Source organism: Agrococcus sp. UYP33, assembly GCF_054060915.1.
Genome location: NZ_JBSSDR010000001.1, coordinates 741,373 through 764,222, shown reverse-complemented (window position 1 = coordinate 764,222; position 22,850 = coordinate 741,373). Strand labels below are relative to the sequence as shown.

At 74.2% G+C, this 22,850-nt stretch carries 25 protein-coding genes; 11 read left to right on the top strand and 14 right to left on the bottom strand.

The window, feature by feature from the left end; translation table 11 throughout:
• Nucleotides 1-2: 2 nt before the first annotated feature.
• Nucleotides 3-629 (bottom strand): maleylpyruvate isomerase N-terminal domain-containing protein, encoded by a 627-nt coding sequence (locus ACVWW9_RS03700; protein WP_456514419.1) that lies wholly within the window; start codon nucleotides 627-629, stop codon nucleotides 3-5.
• An 89-nt stretch (nucleotides 630-718) separates the two neighbouring features.
• On the opposite strand from ACVWW9_RS03700, the gene ACVWW9_RS03695 reads away from it, so the two are divergent.
• Nucleotides 719-1,309, top strand: coding sequence for a GNAT family N-acetyltransferase (locus tag ACVWW9_RS03695; RefSeq protein WP_354258303.1), 591 nt, complete (start codon nucleotides 719-721; stop codon nucleotides 1,307-1,309).
• 9 nt (nucleotides 1,310-1,318) lie between these two features.
• Entirely contained in the window at nucleotides 1,319-1,609 is a 291-nt protein-coding gene (locus ACVWW9_RS03690) for a chorismate mutase (protein WP_123696366.1), read from the top strand.
• Between the two features lie 33 nt (nucleotides 1,610-1,642).
• Here the strand turns inward: ACVWW9_RS03690 and ACVWW9_RS03685 are convergent, their stop codons facing one another.
• From ACVWW9_RS03685 to purS, 6 genes are all read right to left on the bottom strand, one after another.
• Nucleotides 1,643-2,113 carry an SRPBCC family protein gene (locus tag ACVWW9_RS03685; protein WP_456514418.1) on the bottom strand — a complete coding sequence of 157 codons (471 nt, stop codon included), beginning with the start codon at nucleotides 2,111-2,113 and terminating at the stop codon, nucleotides 1,643-1,645.
• Nucleotides 2,110-2,547: a DUF1761 domain-containing protein gene (locus ACVWW9_RS03680; protein ID WP_354258310.1), complete on the bottom strand. Its 438-nt coding sequence runs from the start codon at nucleotides 2,545-2,547 to the stop codon at nucleotides 2,110-2,112. Before ACVWW9_RS03680 ends, ACVWW9_RS03685 begins: the two co-directional genes overlap by 4 nt.
• Nucleotides 2,548-2,667: 120 nt before the next feature.
• Entirely contained in the window at nucleotides 2,668-4,968 is a 2,301-nt protein-coding gene (purL, locus tag ACVWW9_RS03675) for a phosphoribosylformylglycinamidine synthase subunit PurL (protein WP_456514417.1), read from the bottom strand.
• 137 nt (nucleotides 4,969-5,105) lie between these two features.
• The gene (locus ACVWW9_RS03670) at nucleotides 5,106-5,600 is read right to left on the bottom strand and encodes a DUF3817 domain-containing protein (protein ID WP_456514416.1); all 495 of its coding nucleotides are present in this window, start codon (nucleotides 5,598-5,600) and stop codon (nucleotides 5,106-5,108) included.
• Between the two features lie 174 nt (nucleotides 5,601-5,774).
• On the bottom strand, nucleotides 5,775-6,464 hold the full coding sequence (gene purQ, locus ACVWW9_RS03665; RefSeq protein ID WP_456514415.1) for a phosphoribosylformylglycinamidine synthase subunit PurQ: 690 nt from the start codon (nucleotides 6,462-6,464) through the stop codon (nucleotides 5,775-5,777).
• Entirely contained in the window at nucleotides 6,461-6,733 is a 273-nt protein-coding gene (purS, locus tag ACVWW9_RS03660; RefSeq protein WP_123696361.1) for a phosphoribosylformylglycinamidine synthase subunit PurS, read from the bottom strand. The genes purQ and purS overlap by 4 nt, the downstream gene beginning before the upstream one ends.
• A 136-nt stretch (nucleotides 6,734-6,869) precedes the next feature.
• On the opposite strand from purS, the gene ypfJ reads away from it, so the two are divergent.
• On the top strand, nucleotides 6,870-7,772 hold the full coding sequence (gene ypfJ / locus ACVWW9_RS03655; protein WP_354258322.1) for a KPN_02809 family neutral zinc metallopeptidase: 903 nt from the start codon (nucleotides 6,870-6,872) through the stop codon (nucleotides 7,770-7,772).
• 11 nt (nucleotides 7,773-7,783) lie between these two features.
• Here the strand turns inward: ypfJ and ACVWW9_RS03650 are convergent, their stop codons facing one another.
• Nucleotides 7,784-8,485, bottom strand: a complete 702-nt coding sequence (locus ACVWW9_RS03650) for a DUF4166 domain-containing protein (protein WP_456514414.1) — start codon at nucleotides 8,483-8,485, stop codon at nucleotides 7,784-7,786.
• Between the two features lie 94 nt (nucleotides 8,486-8,579).
• Here ACVWW9_RS03650 and ACVWW9_RS03645 point away from each other — a divergent pair, with 94 nt between their 5' ends.
• Nucleotides 8,580-9,635, top strand: coding sequence for an epimerase (locus tag ACVWW9_RS03645; protein WP_456514413.1), 1,056 nt, complete (start codon nucleotides 8,580-8,582; stop codon nucleotides 9,633-9,635).
• A gap of 30 nt (nucleotides 9,636-9,665) precedes the next feature.
• Here ACVWW9_RS03645 and ACVWW9_RS03640 read toward each other — a convergent pair whose 3' ends face one another.
• Both ACVWW9_RS03640 and purD read right to left on the bottom strand, forming a co-directional pair.
• Nucleotides 9,666-10,556: a phosphoribosylaminoimidazolesuccinocarboxamide synthase gene (locus ACVWW9_RS03640; protein ID WP_456514412.1), complete on the bottom strand. Its 891-nt coding sequence runs from the start codon at nucleotides 10,554-10,556 to the stop codon at nucleotides 9,666-9,668.
• Nucleotides 10,553-11,812, bottom strand: coding sequence for a phosphoribosylamine--glycine ligase (gene purD / locus ACVWW9_RS03635; RefSeq protein ID WP_456514411.1), 1,260 nt, complete (start codon nucleotides 11,810-11,812; stop codon nucleotides 10,553-10,555). The genes ACVWW9_RS03640 and purD overlap by 4 nt, the downstream gene beginning before the upstream one ends.
• Nucleotides 11,813-11,975: 163 nt before the next feature.
• Here purD and ACVWW9_RS03630 point away from each other — a divergent pair, with 163 nt between their 5' ends.
• From ACVWW9_RS03630 to ACVWW9_RS03605, 6 genes are all read left to right on the top strand, one after another.
• On the top strand, nucleotides 11,976-12,458 hold the full coding sequence (locus ACVWW9_RS03630; protein WP_456514410.1) for a DUF2243 domain-containing protein: 483 nt from the start codon (nucleotides 11,976-11,978) through the stop codon (nucleotides 12,456-12,458).
• Entirely contained in the window at nucleotides 12,455-13,285 is an 831-nt protein-coding gene (locus tag ACVWW9_RS03625; RefSeq protein WP_456514409.1) for a cytochrome c oxidase assembly protein, read from the top strand. The genes ACVWW9_RS03630 and ACVWW9_RS03625 overlap by 4 nt, the downstream gene beginning before the upstream one ends.
• Before the next feature lie 9 nt (nucleotides 13,286-13,294).
• Entirely contained in the window at nucleotides 13,295-13,687 is a 393-nt protein-coding gene (locus ACVWW9_RS03620) for a sterol carrier family protein (RefSeq protein ID WP_456514408.1), read from the top strand.
• A gap of 69 nt (nucleotides 13,688-13,756) precedes the next feature.
• A complete protein-coding gene (locus ACVWW9_RS03615; protein WP_456514407.1) occupies nucleotides 13,757-14,683 on the top strand; it encodes a hypothetical protein in 927 nt (308 codons plus the stop codon).
• Between the two features lie 88 nt (nucleotides 14,684-14,771).
• Entirely contained in the window at nucleotides 14,772-15,287 is a 516-nt protein-coding gene (locus ACVWW9_RS03610; RefSeq protein ID WP_456514406.1) for a hypothetical protein, read from the top strand.
• A 1-nt stretch (nucleotide 15,288) separates the two neighbouring features.
• Nucleotides 15,289-16,359 (top strand): hypothetical protein, encoded by a 1,071-nt coding sequence (locus ACVWW9_RS03605; protein WP_456514405.1) that lies wholly within the window; start codon nucleotides 15,289-15,291, stop codon nucleotides 16,357-16,359.
• A 13-nt stretch (nucleotides 16,360-16,372) separates the two neighbouring features.
• On the opposite strand, the gene purF is transcribed toward ACVWW9_RS03605, so the two are convergent.
• Nucleotides 16,373-17,830: an amidophosphoribosyltransferase gene (gene purF, locus ACVWW9_RS03600; RefSeq protein ID WP_354258350.1), complete on the bottom strand. Its 1,458-nt coding sequence runs from the start codon at nucleotides 17,828-17,830 to the stop codon at nucleotides 16,373-16,375.
• A gap of 184 nt (nucleotides 17,831-18,014) precedes the next feature.
• Between purF and ACVWW9_RS03595 the strand changes: the two genes are divergently transcribed.
• Nucleotides 18,015-19,199, top strand: coding sequence for a glycosyltransferase family 4 protein (locus ACVWW9_RS03595; RefSeq protein ID WP_456514404.1), 1,185 nt, complete (start codon nucleotides 18,015-18,017; stop codon nucleotides 19,197-19,199).
• Between the two features lie 24 nt (nucleotides 19,200-19,223).
• Here ACVWW9_RS03595 and ACVWW9_RS03590 read toward each other — a convergent pair whose 3' ends face one another.
• The 3 genes from ACVWW9_RS03590 to ACVWW9_RS03580 form a co-directional block, all read right to left on the bottom strand.
• A complete protein-coding gene (locus tag ACVWW9_RS03590; protein ID WP_456514403.1) occupies nucleotides 19,224-20,909 on the bottom strand; it encodes a hypothetical protein in 1,686 nt (561 codons plus the stop codon).
• Nucleotides 20,910-21,067: 158 nt separating this feature from the next.
• Nucleotides 21,068-21,664, bottom strand: coding sequence for a hypothetical protein (locus tag ACVWW9_RS03585; protein ID WP_456514402.1), 597 nt, complete (start codon nucleotides 21,662-21,664; stop codon nucleotides 21,068-21,070).
• A gap of 7 nt (nucleotides 21,665-21,671) precedes the next feature.
• Nucleotides 21,672-22,850: a glycine C-acetyltransferase gene (locus ACVWW9_RS03580; protein ID WP_456514401.1), complete on the bottom strand. Its 1,179-nt coding sequence runs from the start codon at nucleotides 22,848-22,850 to the stop codon at nucleotides 21,672-21,674.

The following is a 22,850-nucleotide window of genomic DNA, read 5'->3' as shown; positions in this document are numbered from 1 at the left end:
GCTCAACCGCCCGCGCGCAGCACGCCCTCCAGCCCCGCATCCGGCCTGCGTCCGGTGAGGAAGCGCAGCGCCTCCTCGCCCACGCCGCGGGCGGATGCGTTCGCCGCCGCGAGCTGCACCGCGTCGAGCAGGTGCGCGGGCGGCGGCGACCACGCGACCGACGCGGCGTCGGCGATGTCGATCCCGTGCACCGTGAGCTCGAAGACGCGCGTGCGCAGGTACTCGTCGAGGCGCATCGAGACGCCCGCGGCCGGCTCGCCGATCGCGACCAGCCGGTCGAGCCCGGCGCGATCGACGGCCTCGACAGCGGTCGTGGCGAGGTCGGCGATGGCCCCGACCGGGTCGTCGCCGAGCATCGACGCGCTCTCGCGGCCTCGGGCGGCGATCGCGTCGTCATCGCCCCTCTGCCGCAGCACCACCTCGAGGTAGTCGCTCGCGCTCGGCACCGTGAGCTCGCGCGGCTCGGGCTGCGCGAGGTAGCCGACGACCGTTGAGAGCGCGCGCGAGGTGTGCCCGATCAGCTCGCGGAGCGTCCACTCGCCGAGGCCCGGGTCGCCGAAGCGCTCGGGCGGCACGAGCGCCACGAGGTCGACGAGCTCGAACGCGGCTCGACCGAAGTGCACCGTCATGCGCGCATCGTCGCACGCGGCGCGAGGGCGGGCAACGCCTGCGCTGCGACGCGGGCGGGGCGGCGAGCGCTGCCCGGCAGAATGAGGAGGTGAGCATCCTCGACCTGCCCGTCCTGACGCATCCGCTCGTCACCCTCGAGCCGCTGTCGCACGACCACGCGCCCGCGCTCGCCGCGGCCGCCGCCGAGGGCGACCTGTGGCGTCGCGCCTGGTACACGTCGGTGCCAGAGCCGGATGCGGTGGGCGCAGAGATCGATCGCCGCCTCGGCCTGCACGCCGAGGGCACGATGGCGCCGTGGGCGATCGTCGCCGGCGGCCGCGCAGTGGGGATGACGACCTACATGCACATCGAGGCGGAGACGCCACGGCTCGAGATCGGGTCGACGTGGATGGCGGCGTCGGCGCAGGGGTCCGGTATCAACCCGGCGATCAAGCTGCTCATGCTCGAGCGCGCGTTCGACGAGCTCGGCTGCATCGCGGTGGAGTTTCGCACCCACTGGCACAACCGGCAGTCGCGCGACGCGATCGAGCGGCTGGGCGCGAAGCTCGACGGCGTGCTGCGGAGCCACCAGATCTACAAGGGCACGCTGCGCGACACCGTCGTCTACTCGATCATCGCCCCCGAGTGGCCGGCCGTGCGCCGCGGCCTCGAGGCGCGGCTCGACGCCCGCGCGACCTAGGCTGGGGGCATGAGCTCGCCCGACGACCAGCTGCAGCGCCTGCGGCGCTCGATCGACAACGTCGACGCCGTCCTCATCCACACGCTCGCGGAGCGGTTCAAGCTCACGCAGGCGGTCGGCGAGCTGAAGGCGCGGCACGGCATGCCGCCGTCGGACCCCGGCCGGGAGCGCACGCAGATCGCCCGGCTGCGGCGCCTCGCGGAGGACGCCGACCTCGACCCCGAGTTCGCCGAGAAGTTCATCACCTTCGTGATCGCCGAGGTCATCCACCACCACGAGCGGATCGCCGGCGGCGAGTAGCGCTCAGGAGAGGCGCGGAGGCGGCGCCGACGCTCAGCGCTCGGCGGCCGCCGCGATGTCGTCGAGGTCCTGGCGCATCATCTTCCGCGTCATCGCCATGCCGATGGGGGCGGTCAGCTTCGCCATGACGCGCTGCACCCACGAGGGCGACAGCAGGGTGCCGCTGAAGCGCATCCGCAGCAGCGTGCCCACGCCGCCGTCCGAGGGCACCGGCTCGAGCGTGAGCTCGGTGCGGTACGTCATGCCGTGCGCCTCCGCGGCGATGATCGTGGAGCGGCCCTCGTCGATGCCGACGACCTCCATCTCCTCGGTCGACTCCGCGCCCAGCGCCTTGCGGGTCTCGCGCCATCGCGTGCCGATGCTGTAGCCGACGCCCGCGAGGCGCTCGACGCGCGTGACGCCCGTGAGCACCGTCGCGGACCGCTCGATGTCGGTGAGGACGCTCCAGACCGCGGTCGGCGGCGCCGCGATCGACCGCTCGAGCGTGAGGGTGATGTCGCTCATGCTGCCGGCGGCCAGAGGCCGATGACGAGGGCCATCGCGGTGATCACGAGCAGCTCGTTGAGCGCCGTGTGGCCGGTGACGCGGAAGCCGCGCGGGTCGAAGGCGTCGTGCACGACGACGCGGGCGAGCGTGAAGCCGACGAAGAGGATCCAGGCGGTGACGAGCGCGTTGAGCAGGAAGGAGCCGCCGTAGAACTCGTGGCTCATCCAGGCGGCACCCGCGAGCACCCACGCGGTGACGAAGGCGCACACGATGATGAGCGGATAGATCCACGGCTTGACGCCGCGGCCCATCGACTCGCGGTCATGGCCGATCGCCCGCATCCACGAGGTGCCGAGCACCTTCGGGTGGTAGTAGACGAAGCCCACCGCCATGGCGACGACGGTCGCGAGCAGGACGGCGAGGATGTTGATCGCCGGGACGGTTGGCTCCATGGCTGAAGCATAGGCTTCCCCGCCTCGCGCGGACATCACGACCTGGTCTCAACCGGGCCAGTGGTCGGCCGACGCGACTATTGCGCCGCGCGACCACCGGCCCGGTTGAGGAAGCAGCGGTCAGGCGAAGCGGCCCCGGATTGGGGCGCGGTTGGCGGTGCGGAGGTCGTCGAGGGAGAGGCGCGCGACGTCCTGGATCTCGATCGCGCCGCTCGTGGCATCCGTCACGCCGATTCGGAGCACGGGCACGCCGCGCGCCTCGCACATGCCGGTGAACTTGACCTCGTCCTCGCGGGCGACCGCGACGAGCGCGCGGGCGCCCGACTCCGAGAAGAGCGCTGCGGTGTCGTCGATGCCGTCGCGCTCGGTGATGCCCGTGAGCCAGATGCGCGCGCCGATGCCGAAGCGCAGCGCGCCCTCGACGACGGCCATGCCGAGCCCGCCCTCGGAGAGGTCGTGGGCGGCGGTGGCGAGGCCCTCGAACGCGATGCCGTGCATGAGCCCGGCGAGCGCCTTCTCGGCGGCGAGGTCGGCCTTGGGCGGCAGGCCGCCGAGGTGGTCGTGCACCGCGCCGGCCCACGCGGAGCCGTCGAGCTCGTCGCGGGTGGTGCCGAGCAGGAAGAGCGCCTGGCCGTCGTCCTGCCAGCCGGAGGGCAGGCGGCGGTCGACGTCGTCGATGATGCCGAGCACGCCGACGACGGGCGTCGGGTGGATCTGCGTCTCGCCGGTCTGGTTGTAGAACGACACGTTGCCGCCCGTCACCGGGATGCCGAGCTCGACGCAGCCGTCGGCGAGGCCGTCGACGGCCTCGGCGAACTGCCACATCACGGCGGGGATCTCGGGGTTGCCGAAGTTCAGGCAGTCGCTCACGCCCACCGGCGTCGCGCCCGAGACGGCGACGTTGCGGTACGCCTCGGCGAGCGCGAGCTTCGCGCCCTCGCGCGGGTCGAGCTGGCAGTAGCGGCCGTTGGCGTCGACCGCGACCGAGAAGCCGAGCCCCGACTCCTCGTCGATGCGCACCATGCCGGCGTCATCGGGCGTCGAGAGGGCCGTGTTGCCGAGCACGTAGTCATCGTACTGGTCGGTGATCCAGGATGCGTCGGCCAGGTTCGCCGAGCCGGCGAGCATCAGCAGCTGGTCGCCGAGCGCCTCGCCGGTCGCGCGGTCGAGCGTCGCGGCGGTGTCGGCCTGCAGCGCGTCCTGCCAGTCGGGGCGCGCCATCGGGCGGTCGTAGACGGGGGAGTCGACCGCGACCGTCTTCGGGTCGACGTCGACGATCACGTCGCCGGTGTGGGTGATGACGAGCCGGCCGTCGCCGGTGACCTCGCCCAGCACGCTCGTCTCGACGTCCCACTTGCCGGTGATGGCGAGGAACTCGTCGAGCTTCGCCGGGTCGACGATCGCCATCATGCGCTCCTGCGACTCCGACATGAGGATCTCCTCGGCCGTGAGCGTGGGGTCGCGGAGCAGCACGTGGTCGAGCTCGACCTTCATGCCCGAGTCGCCGTTCGCCGCGAGCTCGCTCGTGGCGCACGAGATGCCGGCGGCGCCGAGGTCCTGGATGCCCTCGACCACGCCCGCGGCGTAGAGCTCGAGGCAGCACTCGATGAGCACCTTCTCGGCGAACGGGTCGCCCACCTGCACCGCGGGGCGCTTCGTGGGGCCCTCGTCGTCGAAGGACTCCGAGGCGAGGATGGATGCGCCGCCGATGCCGTCGCCACCCGTGCGGGCGCCGAAGAGCACGACCTTGTTGCCGACGCCGGTCGCGTTCGCGAGGTGGAGGTCCTCGTGCCGCAGCACGCCGACGGCGAGCGCGTTCACGAGCGGGTTGCCCTGGTAGACGGCGTCGAAGACCGTCTCGCCGCCAATGTTCGGCAGGCCGAGGCAGTTGCCGTAGAACGAGATGCCGCCGACGACGCCGTGCACGACGCGGGCGGTGTCGGGGTGGTCGATCGCGCCGAACCGCAGCGCATCCATCACCGCGACCGGGCGCGCACCCATCGAGATGATGTCGCGGACGATGCCGCCGACGCCGGTCGCGGCGCCCTGGAACGGCTCGACGAACGACGGGTGGTTGTGGCTCTCGATCTTGAAGGTGACGGCCCAGCCCTCGCCGACGTCGATGACGCCCGCGTTCTGGCCCATGCCGACCATGAGGCGCTCGGTCATCTCGGGCGTGACCTTCTGCCCGAACGTGCGCAGGTGCGTCTTCGACGACTTGTAGGAGCAGTGCTCGCTCCACATGACCGAGTACATCGCGAGCTCGGCGCTCGTCGGGCGGCGGCCGAGGATGTCGCGGATGCGCGCGTACTCGTCGGGCTTGAGCCCGAGGGCGGCGAACGGCTGCTCGCGCTCCGGGGTCGCGGCTGCGCGGTCGACGGTGTCTCGCTCGACGGTGGGGCGCTGGGTGGAAGCGGTCACGACTCTCCTCGGAGCTCTGCTCTGCGGTCCCTCGATCCTATCGAGCGGGCCGCGCCGGGCCGGTCGCGGGTCGGCGACGGTGCTCGGTCACCCGTGCTCGGTCGCCCGTGCCCGCTGCAGGGCTCAGCGGCGAGCGCTCAGGCGAACCACTCGCTCGGCGGGCCAGCGGTGAGCAGCGCCGCGAACACGACGGCCACAACGATGAGGGCGACGACGGCGAGCAGGATCGGGTGGGTCACGCCCCAGCGGAACGCGCGGTCGAGCGCGGTCGCGTCGCGCGGGTCATCGCCCGGCTCGGTGCGCCAGGCGCCCTCGAGCGCGCCGCGCCGCTCGAGGCGGCGCTCCCACGGCACGGTGGCGTAGGGCACGACCGCCGTGACGATGCCGAGCAGCACCGTGCCGACCGACCAGCGCTGGTTGCGGCCGATGACGAGCTGCATCGCCGCGTAGGCGAGGAAGACGAAGCCGTGGATGGGGCCGGCGATGGGCACGAGCGCGTCGGCCTCGAAGCCATACTTCGCGATCATCGCCGCGATGAGCAGCGTCCAGGTGACGGCCTCCGCGATCGCGAGCGAGCGGTAGACCCGCTTGGGCGTCAGTCCGGTCGAGGTCGTGCGCGTCGCATCCGTCATGTAGCCAGCCTACATTCCCTGTCCTGGTGCACAACGCAAGCCCGAATCGGTGATCGCGCGGGTCGGCGGCGTCGGCCGCACGGTCCGCGGCTGACCGAGGCGCGGCGGCTTGCGTTGTGCGGACGCGGTCGGGGAGGAGATGCGGGGTGCGGGAGGGAGAGGCGGGTCAGGCCGTCAGGCGGCGATGCGCTCGAGCGCCGACTTGAAGATGTCGAGGCCGTCGAGGCCCGCCTTCATGCGCGTCGTCGTCGGGCCGAAGCCGAGCTCGACGGCGTGCTCCGGATGCGGCATGAGGCCGACGACGTTGCCCTTCGCGTTCGCGAGGCCGGCGATCGCGTCGACGGAGCCGTTGGGGTCGTCGCCGACGTAGCGGAACACGACGAGCCCCTCGCCCTCGATGCGCGCGACCTCGTCGGGCGTCGCCACGAAGCGGCCCTCGCCGTTCTTCAGGGGGATGACGATCTCCTGGCTCTCCGCGAACCGGTTCGTCCAGTCGGTCGAGGTGCGCTCCACGCGCAGCACCTGGTCGCGGCGCACGAAGACGCCCGTCTGGTTGCGCACGAGGCCGCCCGGCAGCAGCCGCGCCTCGGTGAGCATCTGGAAGCCGTTGCAGATGCCGAGCACCGGCATGCCGCGCTCGGCCGCGTCGACGACCTCGGTCATGATCGGCGAGCGCGCGGCGATCGCGCCGCAGCGCAGGTAGTCGCCGTACGAGAAGCCGCCCGGCAGCACGAGCGCGTCGACGCCGTGCAGGTCGTGCTCGCCGTGCCAGAGCGCGACCGGCTCGTGGCCCGAGAGCCGCACAGCGCGCTGCGCGTCCCGGTCGTCGAGCGTGCCGGGGAAGGTGATGACGCCGACCCTCACAGCGAGGCTCCCTGCGCCGCCTCGTCCACGACGTGGATGTCGACGACGTCCTCGATGACCGTGTTCGCGAGCACGTCGTCGGCGACCTGGCGCACCTCGGCGAGCAGCGCGTCCGTCACCGGTCCGTCGACCTGCAGCTCGAAGCGCTTGCCGACGCGCACGTCGCCCACCGCCCCGTGGCCGAGCCGTGCGAGCGCGCGGGTGACCGCCTTGCCCTGCGGATCGAGGATCTCCGCCTTCGGCATGACGTCGACGACGATGAGGGCCATGGGTCGCTCCCTGGGGCTCGAGGGGTGGGGGTGCGCCTCCAGTCTACGGATGCGGCGGATGCCGTCGGCGGCCGGTGCCGTCCGCGGCGCCCGGATTCCCGGCGGCCCCGCACCGCCGCCGGGCTATTGTCTGTCCATGACCTTCAGGGGCGACGCGAACTTCGACACCAGCACGGTGAGCCGGGGCGGTGGTGGCGGCCGCGGCGGCGGCGCGATCGCGGTCGGCGGCGGCGGCATCCTGACCGTCATCCTCGTGATCGTCTCGATGGTGTTCGGCGTCGACCTGACCGGTCTCGCGCCGGGCTCGCCGATCGAGCCGCAGTCGCAGACCCAGTCGCAGGGCGAGGAGGTCACCGGCTGCACCGGCGAGGAGGCCAACGACCCGAGCAACGTCACCTGCCGCATGGAGGGCGGGGCTGACTCGCTCTCGCGCTTCTGGACCGAGACGGCGGCCGCGAACAGCATCCAGTACGCAGACCCCTCGGTGCAGCTGTTCGACCGGCAGGTCGAGACCGGATGCGGCAGCGCGACGAGCGCGGTCGGGCCGTTCTACTGCCCGCCCGACCAGCGCATCTACATCGACACCACGTTCTTCCAGCAGATGCGCGACCAGTTCGGCGCCTCGGGCGGCTCGCTCGCGCAGCTCTACGTGCTCGCGCACGAGTGGGGCCACCACATCCAGGGCATCACGGGCCAGCTCGAGCGCGTGCAGCAGGGCGACACCGGGCCGCAGTCGTCGGCCGTGCGCAGCGAGCTGCAGGCCGACTGCTACGCCGGCGCGTGGATCGCGGGCGCCTCGCAGACGCGCGACGACGACGGCGGCGCGCCGGTGCTGATCGCGCCGACGCAGCAGGAGATGAACGACGCCCTGAACGCGGCGAACACGATCGGCGATGACGCCCTGCAGCAGATGGGCGGCGGCGGCGTGAACCCGGAGGGCTGGACGCACGGCTCGAGCGAGCAGCGGATGCGTTGGCTGTCGACCGGCTACAACGAGGGCGTCGGCGCCTGCGACACCTGGAACGCCCCAGAGGTCTAGGTCCCCGCGGTCTAGGTCCCCGAGGTCTGGGGCTCAGCGGTCTGGTCTCCATCGGTTCCGCCCCCAGACGTCTCGCCGCCTCGCCGTCCCGGACCTGAGCCCGGTGTCGATCCACGCTCATCCTCCACGCGGTAGTCGAACGCGCCCGTGTAGCGGAACACCTCGCCGAGCACGACGGCGCGCACGCGGACGTCGACGTGCTGCCGCCCAGATGCCGCGTCGACGCGCTCGGTGACGCGCACGCCGGCGATCGGCGGCAGCGGCACCCGCAGCGCGCCGACCCGCCACGCGATCCGGCGCGACGTGAGCATGAGCCCGCCGTCCCGCACCTCCGCGTCGAGCGCGACCTCGAGCCCTCCGCGCGCACCGAGGCGGTCGATGAGCGTGCCGCGCTCGACGCGCATGGCATCGACCATGCGCCGCTCCACGTGCGGGAAGGCGAAGGTGCGCACCGCGTGCAGCGCGCCGTCGGCGTCGTAGCGGTTCTCGACCCGCAGCCCGACGCCGGTGCCGCGCTCGGGGAAGAGCACGTCGCGGGCGGCGAGCAGGCGCAGGATCGGGCGCAGCATCCGCCAGCGCGAGCCGGCGATCGCGTAGACGCCCTCGCCGCGGCCGACCTGCCCGGCCGGCACGACGCCGCAGTACCGGCGGAGGGTCGGGTCGAGCTCGGCGAAGCGCTCTCCGAGCACCCGCTCGTACACCGATGCGCTCATGCGCAGCGGGGGAGGAGCAGCGACGACCCGAGTGCGTCGGGCCGACCGGGGATCCAGGAACTGAACATGTTCAGAAGTGTACTAGGGTTGCGGCATGGACGCACCCGTGCACGCTTCTGCAGACGCATCCGCACCCCCATCGCCGCCTCGCGCCGTCGTCGCGGGCGCCAGCGGCTTCGTCGGGTCGGCGGTCGTGCGCGCGCTCCTGGAGGACGGGTACGAGGTGACGCGCATCGGCCGCACAGAGGCCGCTCACTGGGGCGACGCCGGCTCGATCGCCCGGGCCGTCGATGGTGCCGCGCTGCTCGTGAACCTCGCGGGGCGGTCGGTGAACTGCCGCTACCACGACCGGAACCGCGACGAGATCTACCGCTCGCGGGTCGACACCACGCGGATGCTGCGCGAGGCGGTGGCCGCGGCAGCGTCCCCGCCGCGCGTCTGGCTGAACGCCTCCACCGCGACCATCTACCGGCACGCCACCGATCGCGCGAACACCGAGCAGGCCGGGGAGCTCGGCGCAGGGTTCTCCGTCGACGTCGCTCGGGCGTGGGAGCGGGAGCTGTTCGCGGGCGAGCTGCCGCGCACCCGCCGCGTCGCGCTGCGGATGGCGATCGTGCTCGGCGACGGTCCGGCCACCCGGCTCCTCGCCACGCTCGCGCGCACGGGCCTGGGCGGACCGCAGCACGACGGCTGGTGCCCGCCGCACCGCCGCTACCGGGGCATCGGCCCCGACCCCACCGGCGAGCGACCGCCCTGGTACCGCACGCGCGGCCGGCAGCGCTTCAGCTGGGTGCACGTCGACGACGTCATCGGCGCGATGCGCTTCATCGTCGACCGCGACGACCTCGACGGCGTCATCAACGTCGCGAGCCCGCATCCGCGCGACAACCGCACGCTCATGCGGCTGCTCAGGGAGCGCGTCGGGATGCCGATCGGGCTGCCGTCGTGGCGGTGGATGCTCGAGCCCGCGATGTGGCTGCTGCGCACCGAGCCGGAGCTCGTGCTGAAGAGCCGGTTGGTGCTGCCGGCCCGTCTCCAGGACGCCGGCTTCGTCTTCGCGCACCCCGACCTGGAGGAGGCGCTCGCGGATGTGCTGGGCCGCCGGACCCGGGCGGAGGCGCGGGATGCGCGGCGACCGGTCGCGCGCTGACCGACGAGCCGCCTCAGCCGACGGACGGCCCTAGCCGACGAGCGGCTCGCCCTCGCCGCCGGTCAGCCGCTGCAGCAGCTCCCGGTAGCGCGCCGCGGTGCGCTCGACGATCTCGGGCGGCAGTACGGGCGGCTCGCCCTCGCCGTCCCAGTGCTCGCTGAGCCAGTCGCGCACGATCTGCTTGTCGAACGACTCGACACGGCCCTCGGCGAGCGGCGCAGCGTCCCAGTACCGCGACGAGTCCGAGGTGAGCACCTCATCCGCGAGCACGAGCTCGCCGGTGATGCGGTCCCGCCCGAACTCGAATTTGGTGTCGGCGAGCACGAGCCCCGCCTCCGCCGCGATCGCGGCGCCCTGCTCGAAGACGCGCAGCGACAGGTCGCGGATCGCGGCCGCGTCCTCCGCCCCGACGAGCTCGACGGTGCGCTCGAACGAGACGTTCTCGTCGTGCTGGCCCTGCGGCGCCTTCCACGCGGGCGTGTAGATCGGCTGCGGCAGCGCGTCGCCGTCGACGAGGCCCTCGGGCAGCTCGACGCCCGAGATCGAACCCGCCTGCTGGTACTCCTTGAGCCCCGAGCCCGTCACGCGCCCACGCACGACGCACTCGACGGGCAGCATGTCGAGCGTGCGCACGAGCATCCCGCGTCCGCGCACAGCGGCCGGTGTGCGCTCGTCGCCCTCGGGCGCGAGCTGCGAGGGCAGCCCGAGCCGATCGATCCACCAGCGCGTGAGCGTCGTGAGCAGCTCGCCCTTGCCGGGGATGGCCGGCTCGAGCACGTGGTCGAACGCCGACACCCGGTCGGAGGCGACCATGAGCATCTCGGGCGCGCTCGCGAGGTCGAGCCCCGTGGGCACGTACAGGTCGCGCACCTTGCCGCTGTAGGCGAGGTCCCAGCCCTCGAGCGCGGGCGCGTCGGTCACGCGCCGGCCGCGATGTCGGTGCGCGCCTGGCCGCCCTCGAGCCCGATCCGCGCGAGGCCTGCGTAGGCGCGCTCGCGAGCCTCGGCGATCGTCGGGCCGGTGCCGACCACGTTGAGCACGCGCCCGCCGGTCGCGGTGAGGCCGTGCTCGCCGGCGCCGGTCGCGGCGTGCAGCACCTGCACGCCCTCGAGGCTGGCCGCCTCGTCGACGCCCGTGACGGGCCGGCCGGTGATCGGGTCGCCGGGGTAGCCCTCGCTCGCGAGCACGACCGCGACGGCGGCGGCGTCGCTCCAGACGAGCGGCGGCGCCGCGTCGAGCGAGCCGTTCGCGGCGGCGAGCAGCACGTCGCCGAGGCCCGACTCGACGCGCGGCAGCACGACCTGCGTCTCGGGATCGCCGAAGCGCGCGTTGAACTCGATGACCTTCACGCCGTCGTCGGTGACGATGAGGCCGCAGTAGAGCAGGCCCGTGAACGGCGTGCCGGCGTCGGCCATGGCGCGGATCGTCGGCAGCGCGACCGTCTGCACCACCTCGTCGACGAACGCCTGCTCGCTGCCGTAGCGGTCGGCGAGCCAGGGGAGCGGCGAGTAGGCGCCCATGCCGCCGGTGTTCGGCCCGGCGTCGCCGTCGCCGAGGCGCTTGAAGTCCTGCGCGGGCGCGAGCGGCACGGCGTGCACGCCGTCGGTGATCACGAAGAGGCTCACCTCGGGGCCGGCGAGGAACTCCTCGATGAGCAGCGGCCCGTCCGGCAGGAACGCCTCCGCGTGCGCCTCGGCGGCCGCGCGGTCGTCGGTGACGATGACGCCCTTGCCGGCGGCGAGGCCGTCGGCCTTCAGCACCCACGGCGGCGGCGACGCGTCGAGCGCGGCGCGCACCTCGTCGAGCGTCGTCGCGGTGGTGTCGGCGCCCGTCGGCACGCCCGCGCGCGCCATGACCGCCTTGGCGAACGACTTGGAGCCCTCGATGGCGGCCGCGGCCTTCGTCGGGCCGAACGCGGGCACGCCCGCCTTGCGGAGCGCATCCGCGACGCCGGCGACGAGGGGCGCCTCCGGGCCGATCACGACCAGGTCGAAGGCGCCGTCGACGGCGAGCTCGGTGACGAGCTCCGGGTGCTTGATGTCGATGCGCACCGCCTCGACGTCCTGCGCGATGCCGGCGTTGCCGGGCGCGGCCGTGATCTCGTGGCCGCCCTCCGCCAGGAGTGCCGCGATGATGGCGTGCTCGCGCGCGCCGCTGCCGAGAACGAGGATCCGCACCGCTCCATTGTACGAAGCCTGGGAGTGCGCGGTGTCGCGCGCACGGATGCATCGGCGATGAGTGCGCTGGACGTCGGGCCCTGGCGGGCTCGCCCCGCGGTCGTTGACACCGCCGAGCCGCCGTGCGGAGGATGGGCGCGACGACACCCGAGGGGAGCGCACCGTGACGAGCGCCGACGCACGCCCGACGCCCGATCGCGTCGAGCGCTCGACGACCGACCGGCGGCTCGTGCTCTCCGGGGTGCTCTTCGGGGCCGGCATCGCCGCGTCGGTCGTCGACCTGTTCGTGCTGCACCTGCTGCTGCAGTGGCACCACTTCTACGACCTCTCCACGACCGAGGTGGCGCTCGCGGCGGACGGCCTCTTCCACGCCGTGGCGTGGGGCATGACGGTCGCAGGGCTGTTCCTGCTCGCTGACGCCCGGCGGCGCGACGCGGTGCCGTGGGGCCGGTGGACCGGCGCGGTGCTCGCGGGGCTCGGCGGCTTCCAGCTGCTCGACGCCCTCGTCAACCACAAGCTGCTCGGCATCCACCAGGTGCGCTACGACGTCGACCTGCTGCCCTACGACCTGGCGTGGACCGGATCGGCCGCGGTCCTGCTCGTCGCCGGCCTCGTCGTGCTCTGGCGGACGCGGCGCCGGGCGTGAGCGCGCCGGTCGCGGCCGCCGCGCACCAGCATGGCACCGCCGCCGATGCGTGGGCCGTCGTCGAGGGCGCCGGCCTCACGGCGCTCGGCGTCGTCGCCGCGCTCTACGCCATCGCACTCTGGACGTCGCGCCGGCGGAGCCCCTGGCCGCTCGCCCGGTCCGCGTGCTGGTTGGCGGGCCTCGCCTGCGCCGCGCTCGCCATCGGGCCGATCGCGAGGGCCGCGCACGAGAGCCTCACCGCGCACATGGCCGGGCACCTGCTGCTCGGCATGGTCGCGCCGCTGCTGCTCGTGCTCGGGGCACCCGTCACGCTCGCGCTGCGGGCGCTGCCGGTCGACGAGGCGCGCGCGCTCTCGCGCCTCCTCCGCCGGCCCCCGGTGCGGTGGCTCACGCATCCGGTCGTCGCCGGCCTGCTGAACGCCGGCGGGCTGTGGCTGCTCTACGGCACCGCAGCCGACGAAGCGGGGCTGTTCGCACTCATGCACGGCTCCGCGTTCGTGCACGCGGTCGTCCACCTCCACATCCTGCTCGCGGGCTACCTCTTCACCGCCTCGCTCGTGGGGCGGGACCCCGACCCGCACCGCGCCCGGCTCGCCGTGCGGGCCGGGGTGCTGCTGGCCTTCATCGCGGTGCACTCGATGCTCGCGAAGCGGCTCTTCGCGCATCCGCCCGCCGGGTTCGACCCGGTCGACGCGCAGGCGGCGTCGCAGCTCATGTACTACGGCGGCGATGTCGTCGACGTGACGCTCCTCGTGCTGCTCGGCCTCGGCTGGTTCGCAGCGACCCGACCCCGCGTGCGGGCGGCGCGGGCCGTGGCGGCCGCGTAGCCTGGCGGGATGCCGAAGCGCATCCCCGACCTCGACGGCGTCGACGCCGTGCGCGCAGCGCTGCAGCCGGGCGCCGCGCGCGCCGACACGGCGCTCGCCGTGCGCTACACGCTGCAGTGCCTCGGCGAGCGGGCGCCGGGCAAGAGCGTCGAGGTGCGAGTGCCGCCCTTCGGTGCCGTGCAGGCCGTCGAGGGACCCGGTCACACGCGGGGCACGCCGCCGAACGTCATCGAGACCGATGTCGCGACGTGGCTCGCGCTCGCGACCGGCGCCGAGACGTGGGCGGAGGCAGTCGGTCGCGGCGTCGTGCGCGCGTCCGGCGTGCGCGCCGACGTCTCGCCGTGGCTGCCGCTCGTGCGTCCGGTGGAGCGCCCGCCGGTGGAGCGCCCGGTGGAGCGCTGACGCGACGGCGCTCGCGCACTGCGGTGACCACGCCGCCCGGATCCCAGCCGGTGCCCCCATACTGAGACCATGGCCCAGGTCGTCCGTCCGCAGGGATTCATCGGTCCCCTCGTCGTGACGGTGATCGGCGTCATCCTGCTCTTCAACGGGGTCCCGGCGCTCTGGCAGTGGATCGGCTGGGTCGCGCAGACGGCGCTCGTCGTCGGTCCCGAGCGCGCGATCGAGATGGCGCTCACGCCGCTGCTGTTCGCGGCCGGTGCGACCTTCGTCGGCTTCCTCATGCTGCGCGGCGGCTTCGGCTCGCTGCGCTCGCTCATGCGCGGCGCCACGCAGCGGGCGCAGGCGCAGGTGCGCGGCGGTGTGCAGCAGGTGCGGGGCGGCGTCCAGCAGGCGCGCACCGAGGTCGGGCAGCGCTACGGCGAGGCCCGGGCGCAGGCGGAGCACCTGCAGTCGTCGGGCCAGCAGGGCTGGTTCGAGCGCATCGAGTCGCTCGGCCGCGAGGTCGAGGCCGAGCGCGCGCGCCGATCCGGGCAGCCGGTCGCGCAGCAGCAGCGGCCCCCGCAGCAGCGCCCGCCGCAGCAGCAGCGCCCGCCGCAGCCGCAGCAGCAGCGACCGGCGCCGCAGCCGCAGCAGCGAGCGCCCCAGCCCCAGCAGCAGCCGCGCGCGGGTGCACCGGGCGGGGAGCGGCTCGGTCGCATCGAGGAGCTGCGGCAGCGCGTCGACACGAGCGTGCAGCAGGCGACGCGCATCGGCGACGCCGGCACGCAGGCCGCGCAGCGCGTGCGCCAGGCGGCCTCCGATGAGGCCGCGCGCGTGCAGCAGCGGCAGCTGCCGAACCCGTCCGACGAGGTCGCGGCGCTCATCGGGCGCCTCGACCTCGCGGACCACGAGCGCACGGTGCACCACGGCTCGTCGCTCACGCGGTCGTCGCTCCGCACCTCCGCGCTCTCGAAGACGTCGCTCAGCCTGAACTCGCTCCGGCAGCACCGCCGCTGACGCTCGACCGCGTCACCGCGGGCCGAGAGCACGTCGGCCACCGGCCCGGTTGCGGACGCACCGGTGGGCGCGTGGGATGCTGGTCGGCATGGATGCCACGCGCGAGCCGACCCCGCAGGGCGACGAGGGCGAGCAGCACGAGACCACGCGCGAAGAGCTGAGCGTGACCGTGCGACGCTCGCCCAGGTACGGCGTCTTCATGGCGATCGGATCGGTGCTCGGCATCGTCACGGCCTGGATCCTGTCGTCGATCGCGGAGCCCGCCGTCAACGAGGCCGGGCAGCCGGTCGACACGACCGCCGTCATCGGCCTCGTGCTCGTCATCGGCTTCGTCGCGGGCGCCGCGATCGGCGGCATCGTCGCGCTCATCGTCGACCGCTCGCTCGCGAAGGGCACGCGCACCGCCGTCGCCGAGCGGGTCGAGACGCGCGAGCGGGAGACGCTCGACGAGCTCGCCGCGGCCGACGCGGGCGAGGGGGCGTTCGAGCACCTCGACAGTGCCTCCGGCGTGGACGCCGCGCCCACCGCGCTGGACGTCGACGGCGCCGGGCGCACGGATGCGCGCGACCGGGGCGCCGACGACGACCGCCCGCGCGAGGCCTGACGTGCCGCGTGCGCGGCTCGGGCTGGCGCACGCCCTCGCGTGCGCCGGTTGGGCTGCGGCCGCGGCGCTCGTCGCCTCGCAGCCGATCGCGCCCGCATCGCTCGCGCTGGGCGCCGCCGTCGCCGCGGGCACCGCTGCGATCGCCGTGCTCCTGCCGCTCCGCGCCCGACCGCGCAGCATCGCCGTCGGCGCGCTCGTCCTGTCGATCGTGGCGGTCGTCGCGGGCGGGCTCGCGTCGCTGCTCGCGGGCGACCTGCGGGCCGCCGTGCTCGTCGCGCCGCTGGCCGCCGCAGCCGGCATGCATGCGCGCGCGATGAGCGGCGCCGCCGCTGCCGATCCGAGCCTCGCGCCGCGCGTGCGGCTCGCGCCGAGCCTGCTCGCCCTCGCGGGCGGCGCCGCGCTCGTCGCCGGGGCATCGGCGCTCGGCCAGCCGGCGCTCGTCGTGCTCGGGGTCGTCGTGCTGCTCCAGCTCGCGGCGCTCGCGCTGCTGCTCCGCAGGGTGGCCGACGTCGAGCCGCAGACCGAGCCCGCCGACGTCGCGGCGGCGCCGCCGGCGCGGCTGCTGCCGCTGCTCGCGGTCGCGGTGGCCGGCGCGGCAGCGGTGGTCGCGCTGCGCCCCGCCCTCTCGGCGCTCGGCGCCGAGGAGCCGCAGCCGGCCGGACCAGCCGCGCTCACCCTGGCGATCGGCGGGCTCGCGGGCCCGCCGCTCGCGCGCCTCGTGGCGCGACTGGGGCTCGGCCGCGGCGGTGCGCTGCTCGCGACGCTCGCGGGGGCCGCAGCCCTCGCCGCGCCCATCGCGCGCCCCGGCGCCCTCGACCTGCTGAGCGCCGTGGTGCTCGGCATCGCGCTCGCGGCAGCGGTCGCGCTCGCCGAGCTCGCGCGACGCTCCGGCGTGACGTTCCCGCCGCGCGCGGTGACGCTGCTGCTGCTTGCGGCAGCGCTCGGTGCCGCGGTCGCGGCCCTGCTGCTCACGAGCGTGCCGCTGCCCGACGTGGTGCTCGGCGCATCCATCGCCTGCCTGGTGGCGGGCCTCGGCGCGTGGGCTCCCGCCCCGCGCGAGCGGGTCGACTGACCCGCAGGAGCGGTCAGCTGAGCTGGGTGCGCTCCACCCAGTCGAGGTACTCGTCGGTGACGGTGCCCGTGACGTACTCGCCGGTGAAGCACGACATGTCGAGGCCCTGGATGTCGGAGCCGTCGAGGATGGCGCGCTGCAGGTCGTCGACCTCTTGGTAGACGAGGAAGTCGCTGCCGAGCGCGTCGTTGACCTGCGGGATCGAGCGGCCGGAGGCGATCAGCTCGGCGCGCGACGGCATGTTGATGCCGTAGACGTGCGGGTAGCGCACGGGTGGCGCCGCCGAGGTGAACGTGACGGAGTTCGTGCCGACCGAGCGCATCATCTCGACGATCTCGCGGCTCGTCGTGCCCCGCACGATCGAGTCGTCGACGACGAGCACGTTCTTGCCGCGGAACTCGCTCTCGAGCGCGTTGAGCTTCTGCTTCACCGACTTCTTGCGCTCCTGCTGCCCGGGCATGATGAAGGTGCGGCCGACGTAGCGGTTCTTGTAGAAGCCCTCGCGGTACTCGATGCCGAGCCGGCGCGCGACCTCCATCGCGGCGGGCCGCGACGAGTCGGGGATGGGCATGACGACGTCGATCGCGCCGGAGGGCGTGTAGCGCTCGATCGTGTCGGCGAGCCGCTCACCCATGCGCAGGCGCGACTCGTAGACGTTGATGCCGTTCATCACCGAGTCGGGGCGCGCGAGGTAGACGTACTCGAACGAGCACGGCAGCAGCACCGGGGCGTCGTGCGTCTGCGCGGAGGCGAGCTCGCCGTCGGGGGTGATGAACACGGCCTCGCCCGGCGCGACGTCGCGCTCGATGTGGAAGCCGGAACCGGTGAGCGCCACCGACTCGCTCGCGACCATCCACTCCGTGCGGCCGCTCTCGGCGAGCCGCGAGCCGAGCACGAGCGGGCGGATGCCGAATGGGTCGCGGAAGGCGAGCAGGCCGTGGCCGGCGATGAGCGCGATGACGCCGTAGGAGCCCTCGACCCGCTCGTGCACGCGGCGCACGGCGGTGAACAGCCGCTCGGCGTCGAGGTCGCCGCCCTTGACGAGCGTCTGCAGCTCGGAGCCGAGCACGTTGACGAGCATCTCGGTGTCGCTGCCGGTGTTGACGTGCCGGTGGTCGACGGTCGCGAGCGCGTGCTCGAGCTCGCGCGTGTTCGTGAGGTTGCCGTTGTGCACGAGCACGATGCCGTAGGGCGCGTTCACGTAGAACGGCTGCGCCTCCAGCTCGTTGGTCGCCTCGCCGCGGGTGGCGTAGCGCACGTGGCCGAGGCCGATCTTGCCGAGCAGCGCCCGCATGTCGCGGGTGCGGAACGCCTCGCGCACCTGGCCCTTGGCCTTCTTGACGTGGATCGAGCGGTGCTCGGCCGTCGCGATGCCGGTGGAGTCCTGCCCGCGGTGCTGGAGGAGCGCGAGTGCGTCGTAGACCTGCTGGTTGACGCTCGAGTCGGAGACGATGCCGACGATGCCGCACACAGGCGAGCTCCTTCTGTCGCGGGGGGAGGAGTCCAGTCTACCGAGGCGCGCGTGCCGAGCCGCGCCCCGGGAGCCGGACGAAGATCGTCCTCGAGGACGAGGGTCCTCGGCCCGGAGGTCGAGGGCGTCGACGGGCGGCACCGCGCATCGTGGAGGTGTGCAGCCCCGCCGCGTCCTCCTCGTCATGGACTACCGACTCGAGTACCTCGGCGGCGCCCAGGCGGCGCTGCGCCAGCAGGCCGCGGCACTGCTGGCCGCCGGCCACGCCGTGACCGTCATCGCCCCGGACGCGCCGGGAGACGCCGCGCTCGCGGCGGTCGGCGCGACCCTGCGGCGAGCCGCGTCGTGGGGTGCGGTGCCCGGTGTCGCGCTGCCCATCGTGGTGAACGGCGCGCGCACGCGTCGCGTGCTCGCCCGCCTGATGGACGACGAGCGCATCGACCTGGTGGTCGTGCACTCGGAGCTGGGCCTGGCGGCTGCCGCGATCGCGGTCGCGCGCGCCCGGACGACGCCCACGATGCATGTCGGCCACACGTTCTTCTGGCGCGCCCCGCGCATCGCCGCGCCGCTCGCGCCCGTGGTGACGGCGCTCCACGCTGCGCTGACGGGGCTGCGCGGAGCGGCGCCGCGCACGGCGGACCGCCCACTCGACTCGGCGCTCCGCGGCATGACCTGGCGCGCGTGCATGGCTGCGGACCTCGTGGTGTCGCCGTCGAGGCACCAGGCGGCGGCGCTGGGTGCCGCGGGCGTCGAGCACGTGACCGTGATCGGGAACGCGGTGGGAGCGATGCCGTCGGCCCGACGATCGCGCACGGACGAGCTGCGGCTCGTGTGGGCCGGACGCTTTGCGCCCGAGAAGCGGCTCGACGTCGCGCTCGAAGCGATGCGCCTGGTGGATGCGGCGCTGGGCCCAGGGCGCGTGCGGCTCGACGTCGCCGGTGGCCGGCTGCCCCGCCGCGCGCGATCGGCCTCTGTCGTCGCGCACGGCCGCGTCGCGCCGCACGAGGTCGCGGCGCTGCTCGGCCACGCCGACGCGGCGGTCATCACCTCGTGCGGCTTCGACAACCAGCCGATGGTCGCGCTCGAGGCGTTCCGCGCGGGGCGCCCGATCATCGTGAGCGACCCCGTGCTGGCGGCGGAGTTCCGACCCGCCGCGATCGCCGCCGAGACTCCGACCGCAGCCGGGCTGGCGGCGACGATCCTGGGCCTGGTCGCCGACCGGTCGGCGCTCCTCGACGCAGCGCTCGGCGCGGCGGCGCTCGCATCGGAGGCCTCGCCCGCCGTGCACGTCGACCGGCTGCTCGCCGCGCACGACCGCCTCGCGGCGCGATCGCGGGTCGCGCCCTCCGGTCGCGCCTGGATCGCCTGAGGCGCGGAGGATGCCCAGACCCGGTCAGGCCCCCGGGTGCTGCAGCCGGTCGGCGAGCCGCTCCGAGAGCTCGCGCAGCGGCTCGAGCGCCACGCTGTGCTCGTCGTCGACCGCCACGAACGGCACCATCGCGGGCGTCGGCAGGAACCACCGCACCCGGAAGCGGGCGCGCGTCGCGCCGTCGGCAGCGGGGGAGAGGTCCACGACGAAGGTCGCCACCCGCACGCCGTGCCTGCGCACGCCGCCGGTGACCGTGCTCCCGACGAGGATGCGGTCGACGGCGAGCTGCGTCGTGTCGTCGGTCGTGCCCAGCGCCTCCGACCGGATGAGCTCGACGACCCGCTGCTCGTCCGCCGGTGCGACGACGTCGAACGACAGCGCCGCCATGCGGTCGGCGATGGACTCGCCGGGTCGCGGCGCGTCCTCCGGCGGCGCTCGCGAGAGCCCGGGCTGCGTCAGGCGCTCGGCGAGCTCGCGGGTCGGCACCGCGAGCACCGCCGGGTAGGTCTCGGCGATGATCGGGGCCGTCGCGACCATCGCGCGCGGGCGGTCGGCCCGCACGGCGAGGACGACGCAGACGCCGGCCAGCAGCGCGAGCGAGGCCGCGACCGCCCACCACGTCGCCCAGGGCACGCGCGACGCGCTCCAGGAGCCGAGCGCGACGCCGTGCGTCGTGGCGACGAGCAGCGACCCGGCGTCGCGGGTGTGGCCGAGGGCGGCCGTCGCCAGCGGGGTGCTGAGGCGGATCTCCGAGAGGGTCGCGCCCGAGCCCAGCTCGACGAGCGCCAGGCGAGGGACGGATCCGCCGGTGGCGACCATGAGCGTGCCGACCGTCGACCCGTCGGCGGCGCCGCTGATCGGATCCGCGGGGTCGTAGCGCGCGGAGGCGTGCAGCGAGCGGGGGTCGAGCAGCAGCAGCTCGGCGTCGTTCCAGACGGCGACCGCGGCGCCGTCGTCGACGAGCGCCACGCCCGTCGGGCCACCGCTCGGGGGGATGGCGGAGTCGAGCACACGCCCCGCCGCCGCGTCGAGCACGAACACCGCGTTGTCGGTGAGCGCGTACACGGTCGATGCCGGTCCGGCCGCGACGGCGGTGATCTCCCGATCGAGGTCCACCTCGCGAGCGGGGCCGCTCCCGCGGCTGCGCAGCTGCAGCCGGTGGGAGCCCGCGGGCGCCACCGCCACGTACGCGCCGTCGGCGCTCGTCGCGACCGCCGCGCCGGCCGCGCCGTCGAGCTCCACGGTCGTCGCGCTGAGCGGTGACGCGTCGGCACCCTCGACCTCGAACAGCGACAGCGCGCCGGTCGCGTCCACGGCCGCGAGCAGGTCCGCCGTCGGCGAGAGGGCGACGCCGAGCACATCGCCGCGGAGCCCGAGCGCCGTCTCCGTGCGCGATCCGCCCGCGAAGGCCGTGACGTGCACGGCCGGGCCGTCGCCGCGAGCAGCGGTGCCGTCGGCGACCGCGACCAGCGAGCGGTCGCCGGGGGCGTCACCGCCCGTCGCCGGGCCGTCGAGCCCGCCGAGGTCGACCGTGCCGAGGTCCGGTGCCGCGAGCGTGCCGTCGCTCAGGCGCGTGGCGGCGGCCTGCGTCAGCGTCTGGTGGAGCAGCGGCACGCCGAGCGAGCAGAGGGCGAGCGCGCCGAGTGCGGCCGCGGCGACCCTCGCCCAGCGGCGGTCCCGGCGCGCGGGCCCTTCGACGTCGCTCGCCACGCAGACCTCCTCCGCGCTCGGTCGCGATCCGCGACATGGCGTCGAAGGTACGCGCGGCCAGGGCGGGCGTCTATGACCTCGTGTACCCCGATGGTGGTCGCGGCGAGTGCGGATGCGCGTTCGCCCGCGGTCGCCGCCGGCTCACGACGGCCCCGCGCTCAGGGCACCAGCACCTCGAACGCGTGGCCGGCGCCGACCGGGTGCGCCGCGATCATCGGCTCGACGATCGCCCGTGCCCGCTCGAGATCGGGCGCCGAGATGTACACGGTCGTCCCGTCGGCGTCGCTCCACCACGTCTGCACGACGAAGACGCCGTCGGCGGCGTCGGGCAGCTGCTCCATGAAGTCCATGGCCGCGTACGTGCAGGGCACGTGCTCGTAGCGGACATCGGGCGGCGCCGCGGCGGGCAGGTGCAGCGCGAGCACGCCGCACTCGCCGAACTCGACCTTCGCGCGGCCGAGCATCGAGAGGGAGGAGCCCCTCGGTGCGCACTGCTCGACGAGCAGGTCGATCAGGTCGTCGAGCTCGTCGTCGACGGGATCGACGAGCGCGACGTCGACGACCGCCGCGACGATGCGGCGATCCGCGTCGAGCTCGGTGCCGCCGCCCGTCATGCGGTTGCCGCGGCGCTGCTCCTTGAAGCGCCGGATGAGCGCATCCTCGTACCAGTCGCCGCGATGCATCGGCTCGAGCGGCAGGTTCAGCCGCACGCTGACGTCGGTGCGGCGACGTCGCCAGCGGTCGAGCAGCCCCACGGCGCGATCAGGCGGCGACGCGGTCGCGCGAGGCCGCGAAGGCCGCGACCGCGCGATCGACGTCGTCGTCCGAGTGCGCTGCGGAGAGCTGCACCCGGATGCGCGCCTGGCCCTTGGGCACGACGGGGAACGAGAACGCCGTGACGTACACGCCCTCCTCGAGCATCGCATCCGCCATCCGGCCCGCGAGCCGCGCGTCGTGGAACATCACCGCGGTGATCGGGTGCTCGCCGGGCAGCAGCTCGAAGCCCGCCGCCTCCATGCCCTCCCGGAAGCGCACGGTGTTGCGCTGCAGCCGCTCGCGCAGCTCGCCAGCGCCCTCGACGAGGTCGAGCGCGGCGAGCGATCCCGCCACGACCGACGGCGCGAGCGCATTCGAGAACAGGTAGGGCCGCGAGCGCTGGCGCAGCAGGTCGACGATCTCAGCGCGCGCCGCGATGTAGCCGCCGGAGGCGCCGCCGAGCGCCTTGCCGAGCGTGCCGGAGATGATGTCGACCCGGTCCTGCACCCCGGCGAGCTCGGGGGTGCCGGCGCCCGACGGCCCGGTGAACCCCACCGCGTGCGAGTCGTCGACCATCACCATCGCGTCGTAGCGCTCGGCGAGGTCGCAGATCGCCTCGAGCGGGGCGAGGTAGCCGTCCATCGAGAACACGCCGTCCGTGACGATGAGGCGGCGGCGCGCGCCGGCCGACTCCTGCAGCCGCGCCTCGAGCTCGGCCATGTCGCGGTTGGCGTAGCGGTAGCGGGCGGCCTTCGACAGCCGGATGCCGTCGATGATCGACGCGTGGTTGAGCGCGTCCGAGATCACGGCGTCGTCAGCGCTGAGCAGCGTCTCGAAGAGCCCGCCGTTCGCGTCGAAGCACGACGAGTAGAGGATGCAGGCGTCCTGGCCGAGGAACGTCGCGAGCCGCGACTCGAGCTCGAGGTGCTGGGTCTGGGTGCCGCAGATGAACCGCACCGAGGCCATCCCGAAGCCCCAGTCGTCGAGCGCGGCCTTCGCCGCCTCGACGATCTGCGGGTGGTCGGCGAGGCCGAGGTAGTTGTTCGCGCAGAAGTTGAGCACCTCCGCGCCGCCCGCGACGACGGTCGCCGACTGCGGCGAGTCGAGCGGCCGCTCGCGCTTCGTGAGGCCCGCGGCCTCGATGTCGGCGAGCTCTTCGGTGATGGATGCGCGGGCGGAGAACAC

What these genes read in the sequence shown, in the direction of transcription:
- ACVWW9_RS03700 (WP_456514419.1), bottom strand. Translation starts at nt 629, where the DNA reads ATGACGGTGCACTTCGGTCGAGCCGCGTTCGAGCTCGTCGACCTCGTG.
- ACVWW9_RS03690 (WP_123696366.1), top strand. Translation starts at nt 1,319, where the DNA reads ATGAGCTCGCCCGACGACCAGCTGCAGCGCCTGCGGCGCTCGATCGAC.
- ACVWW9_RS03685 (WP_456514418.1), bottom strand. Translation starts at nt 2,113, where the DNA reads ATGAGCGACATCACCCTCACGCTCGAGCGGTCGATCGCGGCGCCGCCG.
- ACVWW9_RS03680 (WP_354258310.1), bottom strand. Translation starts at nt 2,547, where the DNA reads ATGGAGCCAACCGTCCCGGCGATCAACATCCTCGCCGTCCTGCTCGCG.
- ACVWW9_RS03670 (WP_456514416.1), bottom strand. Translation starts at nt 5,600, where the DNA reads ATGACGGATGCGACGCGCACGACCTCGACCGGACTGACGCCCAAGCGG.
- purS (WP_123696361.1), bottom strand. Translation starts at nt 6,733, where the DNA reads ATGGCCCTCATCGTCGTCGACGTCATGCCGAAGGCGGAGATCCTCGAT.
- ypfJ (WP_354258322.1), top strand. Translation starts at nt 6,870, where the DNA reads ATGACCTTCAGGGGCGACGCGAACTTCGACACCAGCACGGTGAGCCGG.
- ACVWW9_RS03650 (WP_456514414.1), bottom strand. Translation starts at nt 8,485, where the DNA reads ATGAGCGCATCGGTGTACGAGCGGGTGCTCGGAGAGCGCTTCGCCGAG.
- ACVWW9_RS03645 (WP_456514413.1), top strand. Translation starts at nt 8,580, where the DNA reads ATGGACGCACCCGTGCACGCTTCTGCAGACGCATCCGCACCCCCATCG.
- ACVWW9_RS03620 (WP_456514408.1), top strand. Translation starts at nt 13,295, where the DNA reads ATGCCGAAGCGCATCCCCGACCTCGACGGCGTCGACGCCGTGCGCGCA.
- ACVWW9_RS03615 (WP_456514407.1), top strand. Translation starts at nt 13,757, where the DNA reads ATGGCCCAGGTCGTCCGTCCGCAGGGATTCATCGGTCCCCTCGTCGTG.
- ACVWW9_RS03610 (WP_456514406.1), top strand. Translation starts at nt 14,772, where the DNA reads ATGGATGCCACGCGCGAGCCGACCCCGCAGGGCGACGAGGGCGAGCAG.
- ACVWW9_RS03595 (WP_456514404.1), top strand. Translation starts at nt 18,015, where the DNA reads ATGGACTACCGACTCGAGTACCTCGGCGGCGCCCAGGCGGCGCTGCGC.